The sequence below is a fragment of the Longibaculum muris genome, from assembly GCF_004343035.1.
GTDB classification, from domain to species: Bacteria; Bacillota_I; Bacilli_A; order Erysipelotrichales; family Coprobacillaceae; genus Longibaculum; species Longibaculum muris.
Genome location: NZ_SMCQ01000038.1, coordinates 1 through 19,790, shown reverse-complemented (window position 1 = coordinate 19,790; position 19,790 = coordinate 1). Strand labels below are relative to the sequence as shown.

Annotated in this window: 19 protein-coding genes and 1 tRNA gene; 6 read left to right on the top strand and 14 right to left on the bottom strand. The window is 29.5% G+C overall.

Features of this window, described 5'->3' with window-relative positions:
- Positions 1-261: tyrosine-type recombinase/integrase (locus tag EDD60_RS15580; RefSeq protein WP_165973162.1), on the top strand; the 261-nt coding region annotated here is incomplete at its 5' end.
- Between the two features lie 213 nt (positions 262-474).
- Here the strand turns inward: EDD60_RS15580 and EDD60_RS15575 are convergent.
- A tRNA-Thr gene (locus EDD60_RS15575) sits at positions 475-551 on the bottom strand.
- 69 nt (positions 552-620) lie between these two features.
- Complete coding sequence (locus tag EDD60_RS15570; RefSeq protein WP_066444265.1) at positions 621-1,208, bottom strand: ECF transporter S component; 588 nt, start codon at positions 1,206-1,208, stop codon at positions 621-623.
- A 122-nt stretch (positions 1,209-1,330) separates the two neighbouring features.
- Here EDD60_RS15570 and pdxR point away from each other — a divergent pair, with 122 nt between their 5' ends.
- Positions 1,331-2,719: a MocR-like pyridoxine biosynthesis transcription factor PdxR gene (gene pdxR / locus EDD60_RS15565; protein ID WP_066444263.1), complete on the top strand. Its 1,389-nt coding sequence runs from the start codon at positions 1,331-1,333 to the stop codon at positions 2,717-2,719.
- A gap of 11 nt (positions 2,720-2,730) precedes the next feature.
- On the opposite strand, the gene EDD60_RS15560 is transcribed toward pdxR, so the two are convergent.
- The 4 genes from EDD60_RS15560 to EDD60_RS15545 form a co-directional block, all read right to left on the bottom strand.
- Positions 2,731-6,933, bottom strand: a complete 4,203-nt coding sequence (locus tag EDD60_RS15560; RefSeq protein WP_066444259.1) for an EAL domain-containing protein — start codon at positions 6,931-6,933, stop codon at positions 2,731-2,733.
- A 182-nt stretch (positions 6,934-7,115) separates the two neighbouring features.
- Positions 7,116-7,595, bottom strand: coding sequence for a hypothetical protein (locus tag EDD60_RS15555; protein WP_066444255.1), 480 nt, complete (start codon positions 7,593-7,595; stop codon positions 7,116-7,118).
- A gap of 183 nt (positions 7,596-7,778) precedes the next feature.
- Positions 7,779-8,198 carry a pyridoxamine 5'-phosphate oxidase family protein gene (locus EDD60_RS15550; protein WP_066444253.1) on the bottom strand — a complete coding sequence of 140 codons (420 nt, stop codon included), beginning with the start codon at positions 8,196-8,198 and terminating at the stop codon, positions 7,779-7,781.
- A gap of 272 nt (positions 8,199-8,470) precedes the next feature.
- Positions 8,471-9,928: a glycoside hydrolase family 1 protein gene (locus EDD60_RS15545; protein ID WP_066444251.1), complete on the bottom strand. Its 1,458-nt coding sequence runs from the start codon at positions 9,926-9,928 to the stop codon at positions 8,471-8,473.
- Positions 9,929-9,983: 55 nt separating this feature from the next.
- Between EDD60_RS15545 and EDD60_RS15540 the strand changes: the two genes are divergently transcribed.
- Positions 9,984-11,180, top strand: coding sequence for an AraC family transcriptional regulator (locus EDD60_RS15540; RefSeq protein ID WP_066444249.1), 1,197 nt, complete (start codon positions 9,984-9,986; stop codon positions 11,178-11,180).
- A gap of 11 nt (positions 11,181-11,191) precedes the next feature.
- On the opposite strand, the gene EDD60_RS15535 is transcribed toward EDD60_RS15540, so the two are convergent.
- From EDD60_RS15535 to EDD60_RS15525, 3 genes are read right to left on the bottom strand one after another with little or no spacing between them, the layout of a single operon-like run.
- Positions 11,192-12,076 (bottom strand): ROK family protein, encoded by an 885-nt coding sequence (locus tag EDD60_RS15535; protein WP_066444247.1) that lies wholly within the window; start codon positions 12,074-12,076, stop codon positions 11,192-11,194.
- Positions 12,073-13,485: a 6-phospho-beta-glucosidase gene (locus EDD60_RS15530; protein WP_066444244.1), complete on the bottom strand. Its 1,413-nt coding sequence runs from the start codon at positions 13,483-13,485 to the stop codon at positions 12,073-12,075. Before EDD60_RS15530 ends, EDD60_RS15535 begins: the two co-directional genes overlap by 4 nt.
- Positions 13,469-14,767, bottom strand: coding sequence for a PTS sugar transporter subunit IIC (locus tag EDD60_RS15525; protein WP_066444242.1), 1,299 nt, complete (start codon positions 14,765-14,767; stop codon positions 13,469-13,471). Before EDD60_RS15525 ends, EDD60_RS15530 begins: the two co-directional genes overlap by 17 nt.
- A gap of 178 nt (positions 14,768-14,945) precedes the next feature.
- Here EDD60_RS15525 and EDD60_RS15520 point away from each other — a divergent pair, with 178 nt between their 5' ends.
- Positions 14,946-15,206, top strand: a complete 261-nt coding sequence (locus EDD60_RS15520; protein WP_066444232.1) for a hypothetical protein — start codon at positions 14,946-14,948, stop codon at positions 15,204-15,206.
- A 259-nt stretch (positions 15,207-15,465) separates the two neighbouring features.
- Here EDD60_RS15520 and EDD60_RS15515 read toward each other — a convergent pair whose 3' ends face one another.
- From EDD60_RS15515 to EDD60_RS15500, 4 genes are all read right to left on the bottom strand, one after another.
- Positions 15,466-15,822, bottom strand: a complete 357-nt coding sequence (locus EDD60_RS15515; protein ID WP_066444229.1) for a DUF1048 domain-containing protein — start codon at positions 15,820-15,822, stop codon at positions 15,466-15,468.
- Positions 15,823-16,146, bottom strand: coding sequence for a PadR family transcriptional regulator (locus tag EDD60_RS15510; protein WP_066444227.1), 324 nt, complete (start codon positions 16,144-16,146; stop codon positions 15,823-15,825).
- Positions 16,147-16,267: 121 nt separating this feature from the next.
- A complete protein-coding gene (locus tag EDD60_RS15505; RefSeq protein ID WP_066444225.1) occupies positions 16,268-16,699 on the bottom strand; it encodes a DMT family transporter in 432 nt (143 codons plus the stop codon).
- Positions 16,696-17,115, bottom strand: coding sequence for a DMT family transporter (locus tag EDD60_RS15500; RefSeq protein WP_066444222.1), 420 nt, complete (start codon positions 17,113-17,115; stop codon positions 16,696-16,698). Before EDD60_RS15500 ends, EDD60_RS15505 begins: the two co-directional genes overlap by 4 nt.
- A 79-nt stretch (positions 17,116-17,194) precedes the next feature.
- On the opposite strand from EDD60_RS15500, the gene EDD60_RS15495 reads away from it, so the two are divergent.
- Positions 17,195-17,854, top strand: coding sequence for a cyclic nucleotide-binding domain-containing protein (locus EDD60_RS15495; protein WP_082787327.1), 660 nt, complete (start codon positions 17,195-17,197; stop codon positions 17,852-17,854).
- A 17-nt stretch (positions 17,855-17,871) separates the two neighbouring features.
- Here EDD60_RS15495 and EDD60_RS15490 read toward each other — a convergent pair whose 3' ends face one another.
- Positions 17,872-18,213 (bottom strand): iron chaperone, encoded by a 342-nt coding sequence (locus EDD60_RS15490; RefSeq protein ID WP_066444220.1) that lies wholly within the window; start codon positions 18,211-18,213, stop codon positions 17,872-17,874.
- Between the two features lie 76 nt (positions 18,214-18,289).
- Between EDD60_RS15490 and EDD60_RS15485 the strand changes: the two genes are divergently transcribed.
- Entirely contained in the window at positions 18,290-19,255 is a 966-nt protein-coding gene (locus tag EDD60_RS15485) for an NADH:flavin oxidoreductase (RefSeq protein WP_066444218.1), read from the top strand.
- Positions 19,256-19,790 lie beyond the last annotated feature (535 nt).

The following is a 19,790-nucleotide window of genomic DNA, read 5'->3' as shown; positions in this document are numbered from 1 at the left end:
TTACCTATGTATAACGCATACTATTCATGTAGATTTTCAGCACTTTCAAAAAAGTATCGTAAATATACAGGAAAAGAACTTCCTAATATCACACCGCATATTTTAAGACATACTTTTTGTACGAACATGGCAAACAAAGGAATGACGCCAAATAATCTACAGTATGTTATGGGGCATAAGAATATTACTATGACACTAGGATATTATGCACATGGAAGCTATCAATCAGCACAAGCCGAAATGAAACGATTGACTGCATAATCTACTACTAAATTTACTACTTTTTAGAACGTTAAAAAGTGATAGTTTAAGCCAAAATATAAAGCAATTTACCGAATGAAAAAATGAGAAACCCTCATAAAATAAGGCTTTAAGACGATATGTGAAGTTTTAAGCCTTATTGTAAAAATTCATTTTATGTTTAACTATGAAAAAATAAAAAAACCTTGCTAAAATCCAAGGCTTTCTTTCATATGGTGCCGACAACGGGAATCGAACCTGCAACCTGACCATTACGAGTGGCCTGCTCTACCAGTTGGAGCTATGTCGGCATTTGTGTATTTCTATTATAACGCAAAACTATGTCAATTTCTATATTTTATAAAAAAATACCAAAGGAGTTAATCCTTTGGTGCTAATTGTTTTAAGATACCATTTTTTTGTAAACGTGGTGCGATTGCAATATAAATACTTGAAGATATAATCACAGCTAAAATTGCATTGATACTTGTTGTAATAGCATTCCATGAAGCTAAAGCTTTAGCTGCTTTTTCTGGTGCTCCTAAAATAAATGTTGTATAGAAATAAGAGAAAATTGGTTCTCCTACCACATTAAATAACATCCCTGCGATTGTTGAAAGAATAACAGCTTGGTATAATTTTTTCCCTTCTAAACGTTGAATATGGAAAACTTTATGCGCCACTAATCCAGTAACAATCCCAATTCCTAATTTTAAGATAATTGTTTTTGGTGCCACAATAACATATGTTGGATCTAATAAATCACCAATTCCCATACCAATTGCTCCAGCAACTCCTCCAGGAACTCCCCCTAATAATAATGCTGCCAAAACACAGAAAGTATTTCCTAAATGGAAAGATGTTGCTCCTCCAGGTGTTGGTATTTTAATTTGCATAAAAGTAAATGCCACATAACAAAGTGCTGCCATTAAACCTATCATTGTTATTTTTAATGTTTTATTGTTCATTGTTTTATCCCCCTCTTTTAATCTTGAAATTAGTATATAACTAATGTGGTCATATAGAAATATCCAGTTTTGTATTTTTTTATATGACCAGATTTGTTATAATGAGAAAAGAGGTGATTTATATGTTAACTTATGCTTTAGAAAATACACTAGATATCCCTATGTATGAATACTTATATCAATGCATAAAAAATGATATTATTCATCAAAAATTAAAACCTCATGAAAAATTACCTTCCAAACGTGCTTTTGCAAAGAATCAAAACATGAGTCTCATTACTATTGAAAATGCTTATAATCAATTATTAATTGAAGGATATATCTATTCTATTGAAAAAAAGGGATATTTTGTAAGTGTTGTTGATTATCCAACTCCACCCAACACAACGCCAATAATTATTCAACAAGTTGAAAAGAAAGAATATCTCATTGACTTAAAAAACAATTCTGTTTCACCTATACATTTTCCTTTTTCAACTTGGTCAAAATTAACTCGTCAAGTCCTATCTTCACAAGATGAAGCGTTATTAAAACGTTCTCCACAACAAGGTTGTGATATTTTAAGAGAAGCAATTGCGAAACATTTATATGCATTTTCTGGTATGAATGTCTCTCCATCACAAATTGTTATTGGAGCGGGAACAGAATATTTATACAATCTTGTTATTCAATTACTTGGACGTGATCAAATTTATGCTCTCGAAAATCCTGGTCATCATAGTATTTCAAAAGTCTATCAATTAAATCAAATTCAATATCAATATATCTCTCTTGATCAATATGGTTTATGTGTTGATGAATTACTCAAAAGTCATGCTCATATTGTGCATATTTCTCCTGCTCATCATTATCCTACAGGTATTACAATGCCTATTCAAAGACGTATGGAATTATTAAATTGGGCAAATAATCACCAGGGTTATATTATTGAAGATGATTATGATAGTGAATTTCGATTAAGAGGAAAACCCATTTCTACACTTTTTCAAACTGATCAAAATGAACGTGTTATTTATATGAATACATTTTCTAAAACACTTTCCCCTTCTTTTCGTATTAGCTATATGATTTTACCTTCTCATTTAGTTCAGTTATATCAACAAAAACTTGGCTTTTATGCTTGTAGTGTTTCAAGTTTTGAACAAATTATTTTAGCTTATTACATGAATCAAGGTTACTTTGAAAAACATATCAATCGTATGCGTAATTTATATAAATCTATTCGTGACGAATTTCTTGCTTCTTTATCTCAAAGTGAGATTGCTTCGATTATTAAAATAACTGAAGAAAATGCCGGTCTCCATTTCTTGTTACATTTTCCACCCTATTTTAGTGATCAAGATGTTATTGAAAAAGCTAATCATATTGGTTTACATATTGCTACGCTTTCACAGTTTTATAGTGAACCTTATGATTCACATACTCTAGTGATTAATTATTCAGGATTATCTAAACAAGACATTCCGCTTGCAGTTGAATTACTAACAAAATTATTTACCAAGCAAAAATAAGCCATGACGGCTTATTTTTGTTTTTTATATTTTTTCATTTGATATTGATTTTCATCTGCCTTTGTATATAGCATATCAAAATCATGTTCACCCTGGGAATAAGTAATTCCTATAGAACAAGAAAGGTCATATTTTTGATTATTTACAAAATAACTCAAATGAATATTATCATTGATTCTCTGTGCCATCTTAACAATATCCTGACTATCATTAAAACGATCAACAATAATGATAAATTCATCACCACCCATACGACCAACAATCCCATTATCACCAGCAACTTGAATCAATACATCCGCAATATTTCTCAACGTCTCATCACCATAAGCATGACCAAAAGTATCATTAATTAATTTAAAATCATCTACATCAATCATCATAATAGCAATCTTTTGATGATTCACTATATTTTCCACATAATTACGAATAACTTCTCTTGTATATACCCCAGTTAATTCATCATGTCTCACTTTAAACTCTAAAGATAATTCATAACGTTTACGTTCATCAATATCTCTAAGTGTTGCAAAAGCACAAATATCTTCACTATCATTTGGTGAATAGAGATTAACATCTATTTCATACCAACGTTTATTTTGAGTTCCTAATTCAAATTCATAGGATAGAAATGTATGTCCATTTCTATAATACTCTTTAAGATTCTCAATACTAAATTCCTTTTCAAATCTTTCTTGGTCTTGTTCATCAACAACTTCTATCGTGACATATTGTAAAAATGCACTATATGAATAATCATGAATATTATCAAATATATCTTGTTTGTTAAAAATAATACTGTTATGCGTTAAATTGATATCATAATAAATACGTGAATTATGGAATAACGATTCATAATATTTTTCACGTTGAATCTTAAGTTTATTTTCATAAACTTCATTCACATCTTCACCGACTCCTATCGCATGATCGGGGTGACCAAATTCATCAAAAAGAACTTGATAAGAAATATGCATCCACTTATAAACTCCATTTTTACGTAGACTCTTAAAGAGATAATCACAATCTATTCCATCAGATATTTTTTTGTAAAAATCTAAATACCCCTTTTGATAATCAGGATGAATAATATTTTTTTCAATAAATATCTCAGGAACATTATCAACAATCTGAGCAAGTCCATCTTCATCTTGAACCATTTGAGAACGATATAATTGTTTTGTCTTGATGTTATAGTCCCAAAGACGTAAACTTGTTTGTTCAAATGCTAAACGATATCGTAATTCTGAAACTTTTAATTCTTGAATATGTTGAATACGTTCTGAGATATCATTGATTGTTAAAACGATTTGTGAGCGATCTTGAGTTAATGCTTGAATTTTGATTTCTAAAGTGAGATATGTTCCATCTTGTTTTTTACCATGCAATGTTTCTATAATGGGTTGATTCTTGACAATAGATAGTTCAATTGCTCGCATTAATTTTTCTTGTTCAAGATGTTGGAATAAATCCTCAATAACAATTTCCTCAATAGGTATATTTCTATCTAACTCAAATAATTGATAAAAGCTAATATTTGCTATCTTACCTATCATTCGATGATTTGTTATGGTGAGTAATAAAACACCTCCAAAGCTATTATTCATAATTAAATCATATAACTCATTTTTATCCTGTAATTCTTTAGCATAATATTGAATATTCATAAATGCTTCAATATATTTATTAACTTCAATAAATACAGCTTTTTCATTTTCTGTTAATTTACGTTTTTGACTACTTACAAAAACAATATCTCCAATATATTCATGATTAATTAATCTTGGTATACAACAAATACTCTTGATTCCGGGATAAATATAATCTTGAACCAAAGGATGATGGATATCTTCATTATTCAAGCATAATATACCTTGGTGTACTTCATATTCTTTTTTCATAGCATTCATCTGCTCAGATGAAAAAGGCGTTAAGTGTTTTGGTAATATGAGATTTTTGTTATCTTGATAATAGATATCTACACAAGGCTGATTGTTTGTTCTTATAACGCTATAAGCCATATCAAAGCATAGTCCTTGAGCAATATCTTTCCAAATTTCACGAACTGATAAATGAATACCTTTTTGTGCATCAATCATAAGCAAAGCTTTTAATACCATTTCATTAAGTTTTTCATTGGTAATATTACGAATCACTCCAACTGCAACTTTTGGTAAATTCTCATCATATATCGTTCTAGCAACAGCTTCATACCACTGATATCCTTCATTTGAAAAATAAGGATGTGCCCTTAAACGACATTTCACTTCTTTTCTTCCTGATAACAAATCTAAGGCAATATGAATATCATGAGGATGAATATGATACCCCTCTTGAATACGCTGAATATAATTAGGAACTTCTATCTTACTTAGTTTTCCATTAGTTGGCGAAATACGTGAATCATAATATCTCATACTATCTGTTTTAAAGTCATATTCAAATATTTGAGCATCTAGTTTTAAAAACGCACTACGATACCACTCAACATCATTAACTTGATAAATCTGTGTTAATAAATCTTCAACATTAATAATTGATTCAATACGATCTTTAATATCTCCCATTAAAATATGTGGATTTTCATAGAGTTGAAACATTGTCTCCTGATTAACGGGCCGACTATAATAATAACCTTGTGCACGTAAGCAACCAATAGATTTCAAGAAATGAACTTGCTTATTCGTTTCAACTCCTTCAGCAATCACAGATAAGTTCAATTTTCTCGCCATAATAACAACTGACTCTAAAATTTTTTCACTTTTTCCAGAAGTCTGTAAATCCTGTAAGAATTTCAAATCAACCTTTAAAACATCGACAGGCACTTCTTTTAACATATTTAATGATGAATAACCACTTCCAAAATCATCCATCAAAATTCTAAATCCATGACTTCTCAGTCTTTCCACAACATCAATCAATTGTTTAGGATCTTGTGTATACGCTGTTTCAGTAATCTCTAGTCTTAATAAAGAAACTGGAACTTCATAACGCTCTAATAAAGATAGTAAATGTTCTTCAATATTTAAATAAAGTTCTATCCGTGAAACGTTCACAGAAACAGGTACAACTTGATAACCCTTTTTCATAAGTTTTTGAAGATCTTTACATACTTCTTCCCAAATATAGAAATCCACTTTAGAAATAAAACCATTTGCTTCAAATAAAGGAATAAATTCACTAGGAGGAATAATACCTTTCGTAGGATGAACCCATCTTACTAATGCTTCAAACCCAATAATATGACCTGTTTCAATATGATACTTTGGTTGATAAAATGGTACAAATTCTCCTTTTAATAAAGAATTTTCCATTTCATTAATCATAGATTGCTGTTCAATAATATTCTGTCTTAAAGACTCTTGATAAATCGTATAACTGGTTTGATAATTACCTTTCATGCTTTTAGAAGTCATTAAAGCCCGATCGCACATAACACTTACTGGTAAACTTCGATCTGTAATAGGATAAATTCCAAAACTTAATACAAGTTTAATATTAAATGATTCTACATGATGAGCAAAAAGATGCGTAAGTTCATCATAATCCATACTTCCTCGTTCCATCAAAATAACAAACACATCATTATGCAATCTTCCAATAATCCAATGATGAAGTAAAGCAGCATCTAAATAAATCTTTGCAATATATTGCAATAACTTATCTCCACCAGCAGTTCCATATAAATCATTAATAATTTTAAATCTATCAATATCAAAACATACCAAATCATAATCAATATCAGTATTTTTATCTAAAATATATTTTGCTTCATTTAAGAAAAATTCTTTATTATAAACTCCTGTTAACATATCTTTTTCAAATAATTCATTATGGGCATGACACTTATAGATACGATAGATACTTCTTATACGATTGACAACTATTTCTTTTTTTAATGGTTTTTTAATAAAATCAGTTGCCCCTAATTGTAGATATTTTAATTCAATATCCTGATTATCCCTTCCTAAAGCCACAACTGGTAAAGAAGCAAGTCTAGGGTATTTTTTAACAAATTCTGCAATCTCAAAATCAGCATCGAAGTCATCTGTATCCACAACAATCAATGACAACAAGAGTTCATTTGCAAGTATCATTTTCACTTCTTCTACTTCTTGTGTATAGTGAACAACAAATTCTGATTCTAACTCCATTCCAATCCACTTTAAGAGTTTTAAATCTTTTCCTGCAAACAACAAATGTTCATGATTTTTCATTTAAATCCTCCTTTGCTAAAAAATATTTATTATATTATAACATACTTTTTAGTGAAAAATCATCTAACAATGTTGTGATTACCTTTATTTGTCAAATCTTTTCCATTCTAGGATTTATCTTCCCCAGCTTTTGTTTTATATTGTCATATTTATTTTATTTATGTCTTTTTTTATATTTTGAGTTAAGCATTATCAAAACAAATAGCACCTTTCAAAGGATTATCAGTTGACTTTTTAAGCAAGTTGTAAATATAAAAATAACGTTCCTCATTTCCTGATAAAATACAATCATCATAAAAATAAAAAATACTTTCATGCTCTAGAAATTCATTATAATGCTGTTTACAATGAATAAAATCACAATACTCATTTCGAATCATATAAAGCAGTTCCTCACTATCTTTATTCTTTAACTTCTCAATATCCTTCTTTATTTTTTCACCATATAACATCAAATCAGCTTGTTCAAACAAAAAATCATAAAGATATTTTTCAAGAATATTTCCTTTCAAACAAAAACTAAGATGCTTTTCATCTTCAAATCGGTCATACAATGACATATCAAAAAATTCACTTATCCTTTGAATATCCTCCTGCCGATTATAACTTTTTTTATCAAAACATAACTGATTCACTATTCCAAGACCAACACCAAATAACATATTTTTTCTTCTCCTTTCAATAAAAAAAGTAAGTACCAAAATTGATACTTACCTCATTAACACTTCATAAGCTCTGGTCTATTCCAGCCACCGCCAAGTCTTTCATCTTGTAACACTTACTTATGCTCAAAGTTATCTTCGTGTTTATTTTATCACTATACGCTTTTATTTGCAATAAGAAAATTATTCAATTTCAAAATTGACATTTTTAAAGTTACTATAATATCTTCCTCTTTTGGCAATGAAATGAAGAACACAATAATCCGGATCAGTAACACCTTCAGGATAATACATCGTATCCCCCTCCTGCCAGATTCTTTCTTTACTTTTTGCATCTTCTAAAACTTCAACTTCACCAATTAAACTAGCTCCTCTAAAAAATCTTTTATCCACAAAATATAATGTGGCTTTAGGATTCTTTTTAAAATATTTTACTTTATCTGATGAAGTATTAGTTGTTAAATAAAATTCCTTAATCCCAATTCTTTCTCTAGGATTTAACATAGCCTTACTAATCGGATAACCTTCATCATCACAATATGAGATTATAGTCACAGTTGCTTTATCAATCAATTTGCCAATTGTTTCTTCTGGATTACGCATATCATCACCTCTTTATCTTACTATATCATACCTATCAGGCTGATGAATGATTTTTTGCGCACATAAAATAAATTATTCTAAAATTGGATTAGTCACAGTACTTTTTAAATCAGATAAGATATATAAACAATTTGAGATTCTAATAAACGATAAGTTAAAGTTTGATTCAATTTATAATTGTAATCTCTTTTTTGACAATTTCATTATATATATGATCATAAAAGTATATTGAGTAGTTATATTTATGTATAGAAAAAGGGAACTTACATTCCCTATAAATCTTCACCTTGACTAGAAATGACTTTTTGATACCAATAGAAAGAATCTTTCTTCAATCGTTTTAAACTTCCATTTCCTTCATCATCCATATCAACATAAACCATTCCATAACGTTTCTTCATTTCACCCGTTCCGGCACTGACTAAATCAATACATCCCCAAGGTGTATACCCCATTAAATCAACACCATCTTCTTCGACAGCTTTTTTCATTTCAATAATATGATCACGCATATAAGCAACACGATAATCATCATGAATACTTCCATCAGCTTCTTCTTGATCTTTGGCACCTAATCCATTTTCAACAATAAATAATGGTTTTTGATATCTATCCCATAAAATATTTAATGAAATACGAAGTCCAATAGGATCAATTGGCCATTTCCATTCACTTTCTTGTAAATATGGATTTTCTGCCATTTTCACTCCGTTTCCTAATGTTGATTTGGCATCTTCTCTCGTTGTAACAACTCCTGAATTATAATAACTAAAACCAATATAATCTACACAACCCTCTTTTAAAATTTCATCATCATGTGCTTCTTTTTTAATAACAATTTTTTCCCTTTCTAAAAGTTTTAAGATATATGAAGGGTAATAACCTCGACATTGTACATCACTAAAGAAATATTTTAAACGACGTGAAACGTTTAATTCCAATTCAACATCTTTTGGATTGCATGTTTCTGGATAAGTTAAGATATTTGCTAACATCATACCAATTTGATTTTCTGAATCAATTTCATGACCTTTTTTCACAGCTAATGCACTCGCAATAAAGATATGATGCATAGCTTGATAATAACGTTGTTGATTCATTTCATGAACCCCTAATGTATCATAACCTCTTAAAAGATTAATTTCATTAAACGTCATCCAATATTTGACTTTTCCTTTATATCTTTTAAAGACCGTTTCACAATATCTTAAAAAATAAGTCACTGTTTCTCTTGATAACCAACCATTTTTTTCATCAGCTAAATAAAGTGGCATATCAAAATGATTTAATGTCACGACTGGTTGGATGCCATATTTTAAACATTCATCAAAAACCTTATCATAAAACTTTAGTCCTTCTTCATTTGGTGTTTCTTCATCACCTCTAGGAAAGATTCTTGTCCATGAAATAGACATACGAAAACATTGAAATCCCATTTCAGCCATCAAAGCAATATCTTCTTGATAATGATGATAAAAATCAACAGCTTTATGACTTGGATAATACATATTTTCATCAATTATACTTTTATAATTTTGTGGAATATAATCACTTCCATGTAAATAAACAATTTGATTGTTTTCATCTAAGAAACTATGTTTTCTTTTTCGAGTTAACGATCCATTGGTTTTAGTATCAGAAGTTGCTAAACCTCTACCACCTTCATTATACCCACCTTCAAATTGGTTAGCAGCCGTTGCGCCACCCCATAAAAAATCTTTTTTTAACATCTTTTTCCCTCTTTTCTTTATATTTTTGTTACAATAAATAAGAAAGGATGATTCTATGATACAAACAAGTCAAGAACTAAAAAATCTAATCCCTCTTATTTATCAAAACTTTCATATGCCTCTATTCTTGTTGTCAAAAGACATGAAAATCATTGGATATCCTCAACAATTCTTTGAATTAGAAGAAGATTATTTCACTCATTTTATCAATAAACAAGATATCATAAAATATAAGATTTATACTTGTTTCCATGAAAATGAAATTTATTTTTGTTTTGCATATATTCTTGATGATGTTCAATTTATTTGCATTGGACCTTATTTTCCACGTAAAATCACATCTCAAGATCATCCCTCAGATTTTCCTTTTTTAAAGCATGTTATATCACCTTATAAAATCAATGATTTTATCAATCTTCCTTACGCTCATCATGAAATCACTTCACAACTCATTTTTATTTATCAAGTCATTACTGGTCAAATTTTAAAAGCTGAAGAATTAAAACTGAATTATCGTGAAGCCTCTGTTCAACCTTTAAAACAAGAAAATAGTTTGGAACAGGAAATCTTTAAAATCAGAGAAAATCCATTACATGATTTTAGTTATTCTTATGAAAAGAAAATCATTAATTATATTCAATCAGAAAATAGTACAGCTGCTCGTATTTTAATGAGTGAATTAATGCAAATTAAGGATGAACGTCAATTATCGCAAAGTCAAATTCAATCAATTAAATACAAACTTGTAGCGGTTATTACTTTATTTACAAGAGCAGTGATTGATGTTGGTGTTCCTATCGCAAAAGCCTACACTCTAAGTGATGTTTATATTATGAAAGTTGATCAAGCCCAAAGTATTGACCAATTACATAAGAGTGTTTCTGATGCTATTATCGACTTTACAAAGTTAGTCAAGCGTTATAAGAATATTCAAAATCCTCATTGGGTTAAGGAATGTAAGAACTATATTTCTCATCATCTTCATCAAAGTATTTCTTTAAATGATTTGGCTGATTTGGTAGACATGAATCCAAGTTATTTATCAACCCAATTTAAAAAAGTAACACATCAATCTATCAAACAATATATTAATGAAAAGAAAGTTCAAGAAGCTCAGTTTCTGATTCAAACTTCTCATTATTCTTTAGCTGAAATCTCAGATATTTTACAATTTTCTAGCCAAAGTCATTTTCATAAAGTCTTTAAAGCTGTTACTGGACTTTCTCCAAGTGAATATAAGAATAAACATTAACGATGAAAGAATTATCTTTCATCGTTATATTTTTTATAATGATAATAAGCCCCTAGCATGTTGGCATCATTACAATATTGACATTTCACAATTTGGGCATGTGGGAATTTGATAGGAAAATCGTTATAAAATGCATCTGATGCTTTTTGTAAGCCTTCAATAAATAATGGATTTTCACTTGCTCCACCACCAATGCAAATTCTTTGTGGATCTAATAAACATTGGATATTATGTAATTCACAAATCACTTCATAACAATATTCAGCAAAAATCTTTTGACTGACTTCATCACCTTGATGAATCCATTCAAAGACTTCTTTCCCATCTCTTGTTTCACTATTTTTTGCTTTTGCAATCTTTTCAACTAAGTTATAGACACTCCCAATTGCGCCAAATAAACCTTTAGAATGATAAACCTTAGGACTCTTAGAGAAAATTACACTGACTTCTCCAGCAATTAAATGGCTACCTTTATAAATATCACCATCAATGATAATTCCACCACCGACACCAGTTCCAAAAGTTAAAACAAGACCTTGTTTAATTCCTTGCATATTTCCAGCTTCTAGTTCAGCAATAGCGGCACATCTGGCATCATTTTCAATTTCAATTGGTAAGTGAAATCTTTCTTCCCAAGCCTTAACATCAGTTTGATTATTGTAAGCCAGACTTCCTCCCGCAAAGATATACTTCCTATCAACATCAATAACCCCTGGTAAAGAAAAGGCTATACCTTCTACAGGTTTTAACGTTTCCAGTACAGTTTCAATAGTTTTTAAGAAAGTTTCTTGATCCTCATAAGGAGTTTTAACCTTATCTTGTAAAGTCATGACATCATCAATCATCAATGAATATTTGATAAATGTTCCACCGACATCAAAAACAGCAATTCTCATAGTTTTTCACCATCACTTGCTATGACTTGTTTATACCAATCAAATGACTTTTTCTTAGAACGTTTCATTGTTCCATTGCCTTGATCATCTCTATCCACATAGATAAAACCATAACGTTTACTCATTTGTCCAGTTCCAGCACTCACTAAGTCAATACATCCCCAAGGTGTATAACCTATAATATCAACACCATCGTCTAAGATAGCTTTTTTCATTTCTTCAATATGTGCTTTTAAATAAGCAATACGATAATCATCTTCAATATATCCATGTTCATTAATTTGATCATTATAACCTAGTCCATTTTCAACAATAAACAAAGGAATTTCATAACGTTCATAGAAACGATTTAAAATATATCGTAAACCTTTGGCATCAATTTGCCATCCCCATTCACTTGTCTCAAGATATGGGTTCTTTACACCACTCGATAAATTTCCACCTGTTTTTTCAACATTTGGATCACTACTTGCAGCTGAAGAAGAATAGTAAGAGAAACCAACAAAATCAACACAACCTTTTTTCAAATCTTCTAAATCATTTGGTTCCATATGAACATGAATTCCTAAACGCTCAACATGTTTTTTAACATAGTGAGGATAATGTCCACGTACTTGAATATCTGAAAATGAGAATGTTTTCATACGCATTGCTTTTTCAGCTAATTCTACATCTTCTGGTTTCGCAGTTAATGGATATTGGACGAGTGTTAAAACCATGCATCCAATCTTGTTATTGGGATCAATCTTATGTCCTAATTGAACAGCTTGACTACTAGCGACAAATTGATGATGTGCTGCTTGATAACTACGTTCAATAAAATCATCACGACTTCTATCTAATACACCTGCAATTTCAGGCATTAAGATGACTGAATTGATTTCATTAAAAGTCATCCAATATTTCACTTTGCCTTTATATCGATCAAAAATCACTTCACAATAATGAAGATAAAAATCAATAAGTTTTCGATTTGCCCAACCACCATAGTGTTTGACTAAATATAATGGCATTTCATAATGAGAAATTGTAACAACTGGTTGCATTCCTTTTTTTAGCATTTCATCAAATAAATCATCATAAAATTTTAAACCTTCCTCATTAGGTTGTTCTTCATCTCCATGAGGAAAAATACGGCTCCAGGCAATAGATGTTCGAAAACATCTAAAGCCCATTTCTTGACACATTGCTAAATCTTCTTGATAGTGATGATAGAAATCAACACCATCATGATTAGGATAGTAAACATGATCTTGGATACCATCAGTAAAATGGCGTGAAACACCTTTTTTTCCAGCTGTTGCAATATCCATTAATGATAATCCTTTACCACCTACATTATAGGCACCCTCTGCTTGATTTGCCGCAATGGCACCACCCCATAAAAAATCTTTACTCAATTGACTCAATGTTGCCACCAGCCTTTGCTAATTGTTCTTCTTCATAAGCTTTCTTATCAGCAATCTTAAAGAATGGATAATACATTAATGTATTTACAGCAAGTAAAATCAATACCATGATTAATAATGAAATACCTCCTGCCATAAATGCTTTCACAAAGAATGGTGTTGTCCAAGGCAATAATGACATTGCTGGATTATAAGTAAAGGTAAAGATATGTGTTGCTGCTAAACCAATCAATCCCATCACAACATTACAGAAAACCATTGGAATAAAGAAGATAGGATTTAACATGACTGGCATACCAAAGATTAATGGTTCATTAATATTAAATAAGTTAGGAATAAATGCTAATTTTAACATCTTTTTATATCTTTCACTCTTAGCTGTAAACATTGATAAACAAAGTCCAATTGTATTTCCATTACCACCAAATGAAGCAAATAATGAAACTAGTGTCAATGTTAAATATGTTAATGGTCTTCCTGCTTGTGCATCAGCAATATTTGTTAAAACTAATGTCATTTGTAAAGGTACAAAGGCACTATAAACAGTATTTGGATGAATACCAAAGAACCATAATAAGTTTGCGGCAAAATATAATAAGAAGATTGTTGGTAATGATAAACCAATTTTAATAATAAATGCTCCAATTGTTTGATCAAAGAAATTAACGAAACTTCCATAAGGTGTATAACCAAATCCAACTCTTACTAAGAAAGCAAAAGCGACAATAATCATAGAAACAAAGATTGGTTCAAATGATTCACTTACCATCGGTGGAACACCTTCAGGCATTTTAAACTTCAAACCTTTTGAAGATAAGAAATGGAACATATAACCAGTAATAATCGCAAAAATCAACGCAACTAAAATACCAGTTCCACTTAAATAAGTCACATTAAAAGCATTAATAACACCATCTTTTCCTTCAACTGTTTGAGGAATAATTAATAAGAAACTTAATAATGATAAAACCCCACAAGATAAAGGATTATCCCCTTTTCTTTTTGCAAAAGCATACGCAACTGTAAAAGAAATATATAATGCCAAAACATTTAAACTGGCATTGGAAATGGCATCAAAATGAGCTTTCAAGCCAACACTTATTAACCAATCAGAATATCCATCAATTGGTAAATTCCCTAAAATAACAAATATACAGACACCAAATGTAACTGGTCCTGTTCTCATGAACCCTTCAGCTACTGATTGAATCACATCATTGTTACTCATTTTTTCAGCGATTGGTCCAATAAATCTTTGTAAAAATTCTTCTAACTTTTTCATAGATCCTCCTCATAATGTTTCCTTGAAATACGTATTTCTTTTTTATCGACACGTTTATTATAATTTATACAATGTTCTATTTTTATATTTTTTCTAGTTTATTTATATATTTTTTATATAAATTCATTATTTAATCATAATTTTATTAATAATGTTATAATACTTCTAGGTGATGATTATGAATACTGAAGAAATGATGAATCAAATAGAAATACTATGTACGTCTTTATCTAAGAAAAACTATGCTGAGCACATTCAAAAAGGATATAATCTTTTAAAAGAATGGTATGATCTTGGTTATAAAAAAGATGATGTTTATCATATACTGCATCAATATTATCAAAATTTAGATGATGAACTTATATCTGATTTTATTGCTGATCTTATGGATAACATTGTGGGATGGTGTTCTCCTCAAATGCGAATATGGAAGGATTAAAAAAGTTAAGAGTCAAAATTCTTAACTTTTTTCTTTTATAAAAACATCTCTATAGATAATTAATTCATCTTCATCTGATTCTAATCTACATCTTTTAATGGAACAAAGCTGATACAAAATTAAAACGCATACCATGAACCAATATAATAAAACTGTTATCAGTCCCTCCTTTGAAAGAAAGTGAGGACTATATTCTCAACAGTAACTCGATTCACAAAAATATCTCAATATTTTTCAAACAAAATTTAATTTATGATGTTTATCTTCCTATCTTTCTATGAATATCTTTATTCATCTTGTCTTTCCATTTATTCTCATAAGTCTTTGTATTCTTTAATAATTCATCAACAAATCCAGCAACATCTTCACCCGTAACTTCTAAGACTGGTTTCCCATTGGCGACACTTTCTTCAAAAAGATCTAACAAGTCATATTGTAATTCCATCATATCATATCCACTCCCTGTAACATTTGACCACATATGTTCTTGAATTTTTTTAAAGACATATTGATAATCATTTGGTAAAGCTTTGACTCTTGCCATCTGTTGTCTATATTTTCTTTTTTCATCCATCATATTTTTAATATTAAAATACGTATTAAAAAATTCCTTCATTTATTTCATCTCCTTAAGTTCATTTATTTTTGTAGTTACAAACTTCCATTTTTCCCAGAATAATTCTAATTCCTTATATCCCGCTTCATTCAATGAATAAAATTTACGAGGTGGTCCTAACTTTGAAGGTTTCTTTTCAATATTCACAAGTTTATTTTTTTCCAGACGTAATAAAATTGTATAGACAGTTCCTTCAACGACATCACTAAATCCTAAATCATTGAGTTGACGAGTAATTTCATATCCATAAGTTTCTTGACGACTAATAATTTCAAGGACACATCCTTCAAGTACCCCTTTTAACATTTCTGTCAAGTTATTCATTTTCATTCCTCCCACTATTAAGTCATACTTAATACTGGTATATAATATTACATAGTAGTGATTATGTCAATAGAAAAAGACAATTCTCTTATTTTATAGAGTTTTGTCTTTTATATAATATTTATTCATCAGATAATTGATAAGCAATAAGTCCCACAATAACAATCAAACATCCTATAAGTTTTTGAATGGAAAAGATATCATAAATACAATAATCAATAACAACACCACTTAATAGTTGCGCAACAAATGTTATTAAAGTTAATTGAACAGGTGAAATTTTAGGAACTGTTATATTGAGGATTAAAATATTAAAAACACCAATCATTCCACCTATTAACAAAGTTGGTTGGCGCATAAGAATATCAAATTGAAAACCTTTAAGATTAACAAAACCAAACAAAATCAAAAATATACTACTCATTAAAAAACCTGTGAAATAATTAAAGAACGTACTTTGATAAGCCCCAATCTTTTGTGATAAATATCCATTAACAGAGCGACTTAAAACAATCGTGACTCCAGCACAAGTTGCACATAGAATAGCTATCATAATATCATCACCCCAATTCCAATCATAACAAGCACTAAACTTATGACTTTTTGAAATGTCAAAGTTCTTTTCTTAGCTCCTAACCAGCCTTTATACTCTAAGACTAATGATGTTAACATTTGACCAAGTAATCCCAGTGCAGTGACAAGCGCAGCTCCAATTGTAGAAATAGACATAACATTACAAAACACAGTAAATACTCCTATCATACCTCCAGTATATAGAATCAAAGGAATATGATTTTGAAATGATATTTTTTGTTTTTTGATGATCATAATGATAATCAATGTGAAAAGACCAACAAGATGGATAATCACAGTTGATAAATAAACACCCACCTGATTTGATAATTGACCATTAAAGACATTCATAATTGTTACAATCGTACCTGCCAATATTGCAAGAATAAATTCCATATTGATACCTCCTCAAGACATTATAAAGATATCCATTGATTTTCAATAGGACATATGTCATATTAAAGATGGTGAGAATATGGAAAATTTACAGTTATATTTAGAAAAACTTAAACAAGAACATATGATAAGTGAAGAACTTTTGCCTTGTTTTCAATTTTATCAATTTCATAAAGGTGATTTTATTTTACATCAAGGGCAACAATTAGAAATTCTTTATATTTTAATTGATGGTAAAATAAAAACTTGTCATACGACTTCTAATGGTATTATTAGTTTACTTGCTATTTGTCAATCAATGAGCGTGATAGGAGAAATTGAGTTTTTAAATCATCAAGATGTTATTAATGATATCTATGCAATTGATGAATGTCTTTGCTTAGGAATTTCAATAAAAAACTATGAACATTTATTACTCAATGATCTTTCTTTCATGCGCTATCTTGCAACAACAACTTCTCAAAAACTCTATAATGCCAATCAAAACTCATCAATTTCAAAGAATTATCCTGTGGAAAATCGACTTGCATCTTATTTGATTGCTTGTGCTGAAAATAAAATTATTCAAGAAAATTTTGTTCAAGTCGCGGAAATGATTGGTTGTAGTTATCGACAACTTCAAAGAGTTCTTAATGATTTTTGTGAAAAGAAATATATTCAAAAGACAAAAAGAAGTCAGTTTTTGATTATTCATTATGACGCTTTATCAAAACTTGGTCAGGATTTATATTATATTTAACCAATCCATATTATAAGTTACTGAGTATTTTCTTTGACGCGAAAAAGAATCATCTTTTTTATTAATTGTGTAGGAATTTCTTGATGTAAAGATATTTGCATGGTATTTTTACCATTAGTCTTATAGTCTTTAAGTTCTTCTTTGAAATATGCAAGTGTTGTTGGGGTTGTATAAAATCCTACATGGTTTTTATTTCCAGCAATTTGAAGAAGATATCCATGATAATAATAAGTTGGAACTCCCCAAGATATCTTTTCCTCTACTTCTGGTATTGTTTCTTTAATGATTTGTCTTAATTGCTTTAGTAAATCTTTTCTTTTATCAGAAAATGATTCAATATATTCATCAACATTATTCATTATAATCATCCTTTCTATACAAAATAGTATATAAAGAATATAATAAAAGTACAATAAAATTTGAAGGAGAAAAATAATGTCATTATTTGAAAAAACACATATTGGTCAATTAGAAGTTAAAAATCACTTTATTCGTTCTGCAACATATGAAGGTAAGGCGACTATAGATGGTCGACCTACTGAAGCCATTATAGAATTATATGAAAAACTAGCAAAAGGAAATATTGGCACAATTATTACAAGTTATTCTTATATTACCGAATATGAACAACCAGCTAAAAATCAACTTGGTATTTACTGTGATGATCTTATTGAAGATTATCGAAAACTTGTAGATAGAGTTCATGATTGTGGATCAAAAATTGTCATGCAAATTGTTCATGGCAGTTCTTCAAGACAAGCTTTTCCTGATCAAGCAAAGATTCTTGGACCTTCAGCAATTACTCATGAAACAACGGGAATTATCCCTAAAGAAATGAGTAAAGAAGATATTTTATCTGTTGTTGATTTATTTGCCAAAGCGGCAAAACGTGTTCAAGAAGCTGGTTTTGATGGCGTTCAAATTCATTGTGCCCATGGTTATCTTTTATCACAATTCATTTCACCTCTCTATAATCATCGTAGTGATGAATATGGAGGATGTGTAGAAAATCGTGTTCGTATTGTTCAAGAAGTTTATCATGCTATTAGAAAAGAAGTTGGAAAAGATTATCCTATCTGGATTAAAATTAATTGTTCAGATGAAGTTCCACATGGTTTAACAGTTCAAGACTTCTTAAAGATGGCACAAATTCTTGTAAAGGATGGAATTGATGTGATTGAAGTGAGTGGAAATGCTTGGAAAAATCATAAACCTGAAGAAAGTGCTTATTATAAAGATGCAGCTATTGAATTATCAGAACTTGTGAATATTCCTATTATCTTAACTGGTGGACTTAAATCATTAGATGATATTTTACCAATCTATAACAATACAAAAGTTCAATTTTTTGGTTTTGCAAGACCTCTTATGAAAGATCCAAACTTTATTAATAAGCTTTAAAATATCGACTTGCCTCTCACATCATGGTATGCTTTATACTATGATTGAGCTCAAAAGAGGACTTCCAAATGTTAAAAGTTTATGGTTTTTCAAAGTTATCACAGATAATTATATGCTTCATTTTTATGATGAGCTGGATATTTTAAAATCACCTATTATCAAAAAAGTTATCGTTTTTATGAACCTCAACAATTATATTTTGTTTTACATATTAAATATTTATGATATCTTGATTTTGAAACAAAACAAATAATACAGATTCGTTCTGTTTATCAAAATAACGAAGAAATTTCTCAATTCTTATAATTACAGCTTTGTTAATTAACCAGAGGTGGGTATAAGTATATTACAGATATATCTTATTATATTGTTAATAGGATAACTCAAAACACTGATGAATTGGTAACTGAAATTTGTTATTTAATTGAATAAATAAAATTAAAAAAGAAACCCAATATATAGGTTTCTTTTCAAATATCAATTAAGATAATATTTCTAAAACATCTTCTTCATCTTCAACATCAAAAATCTTGAT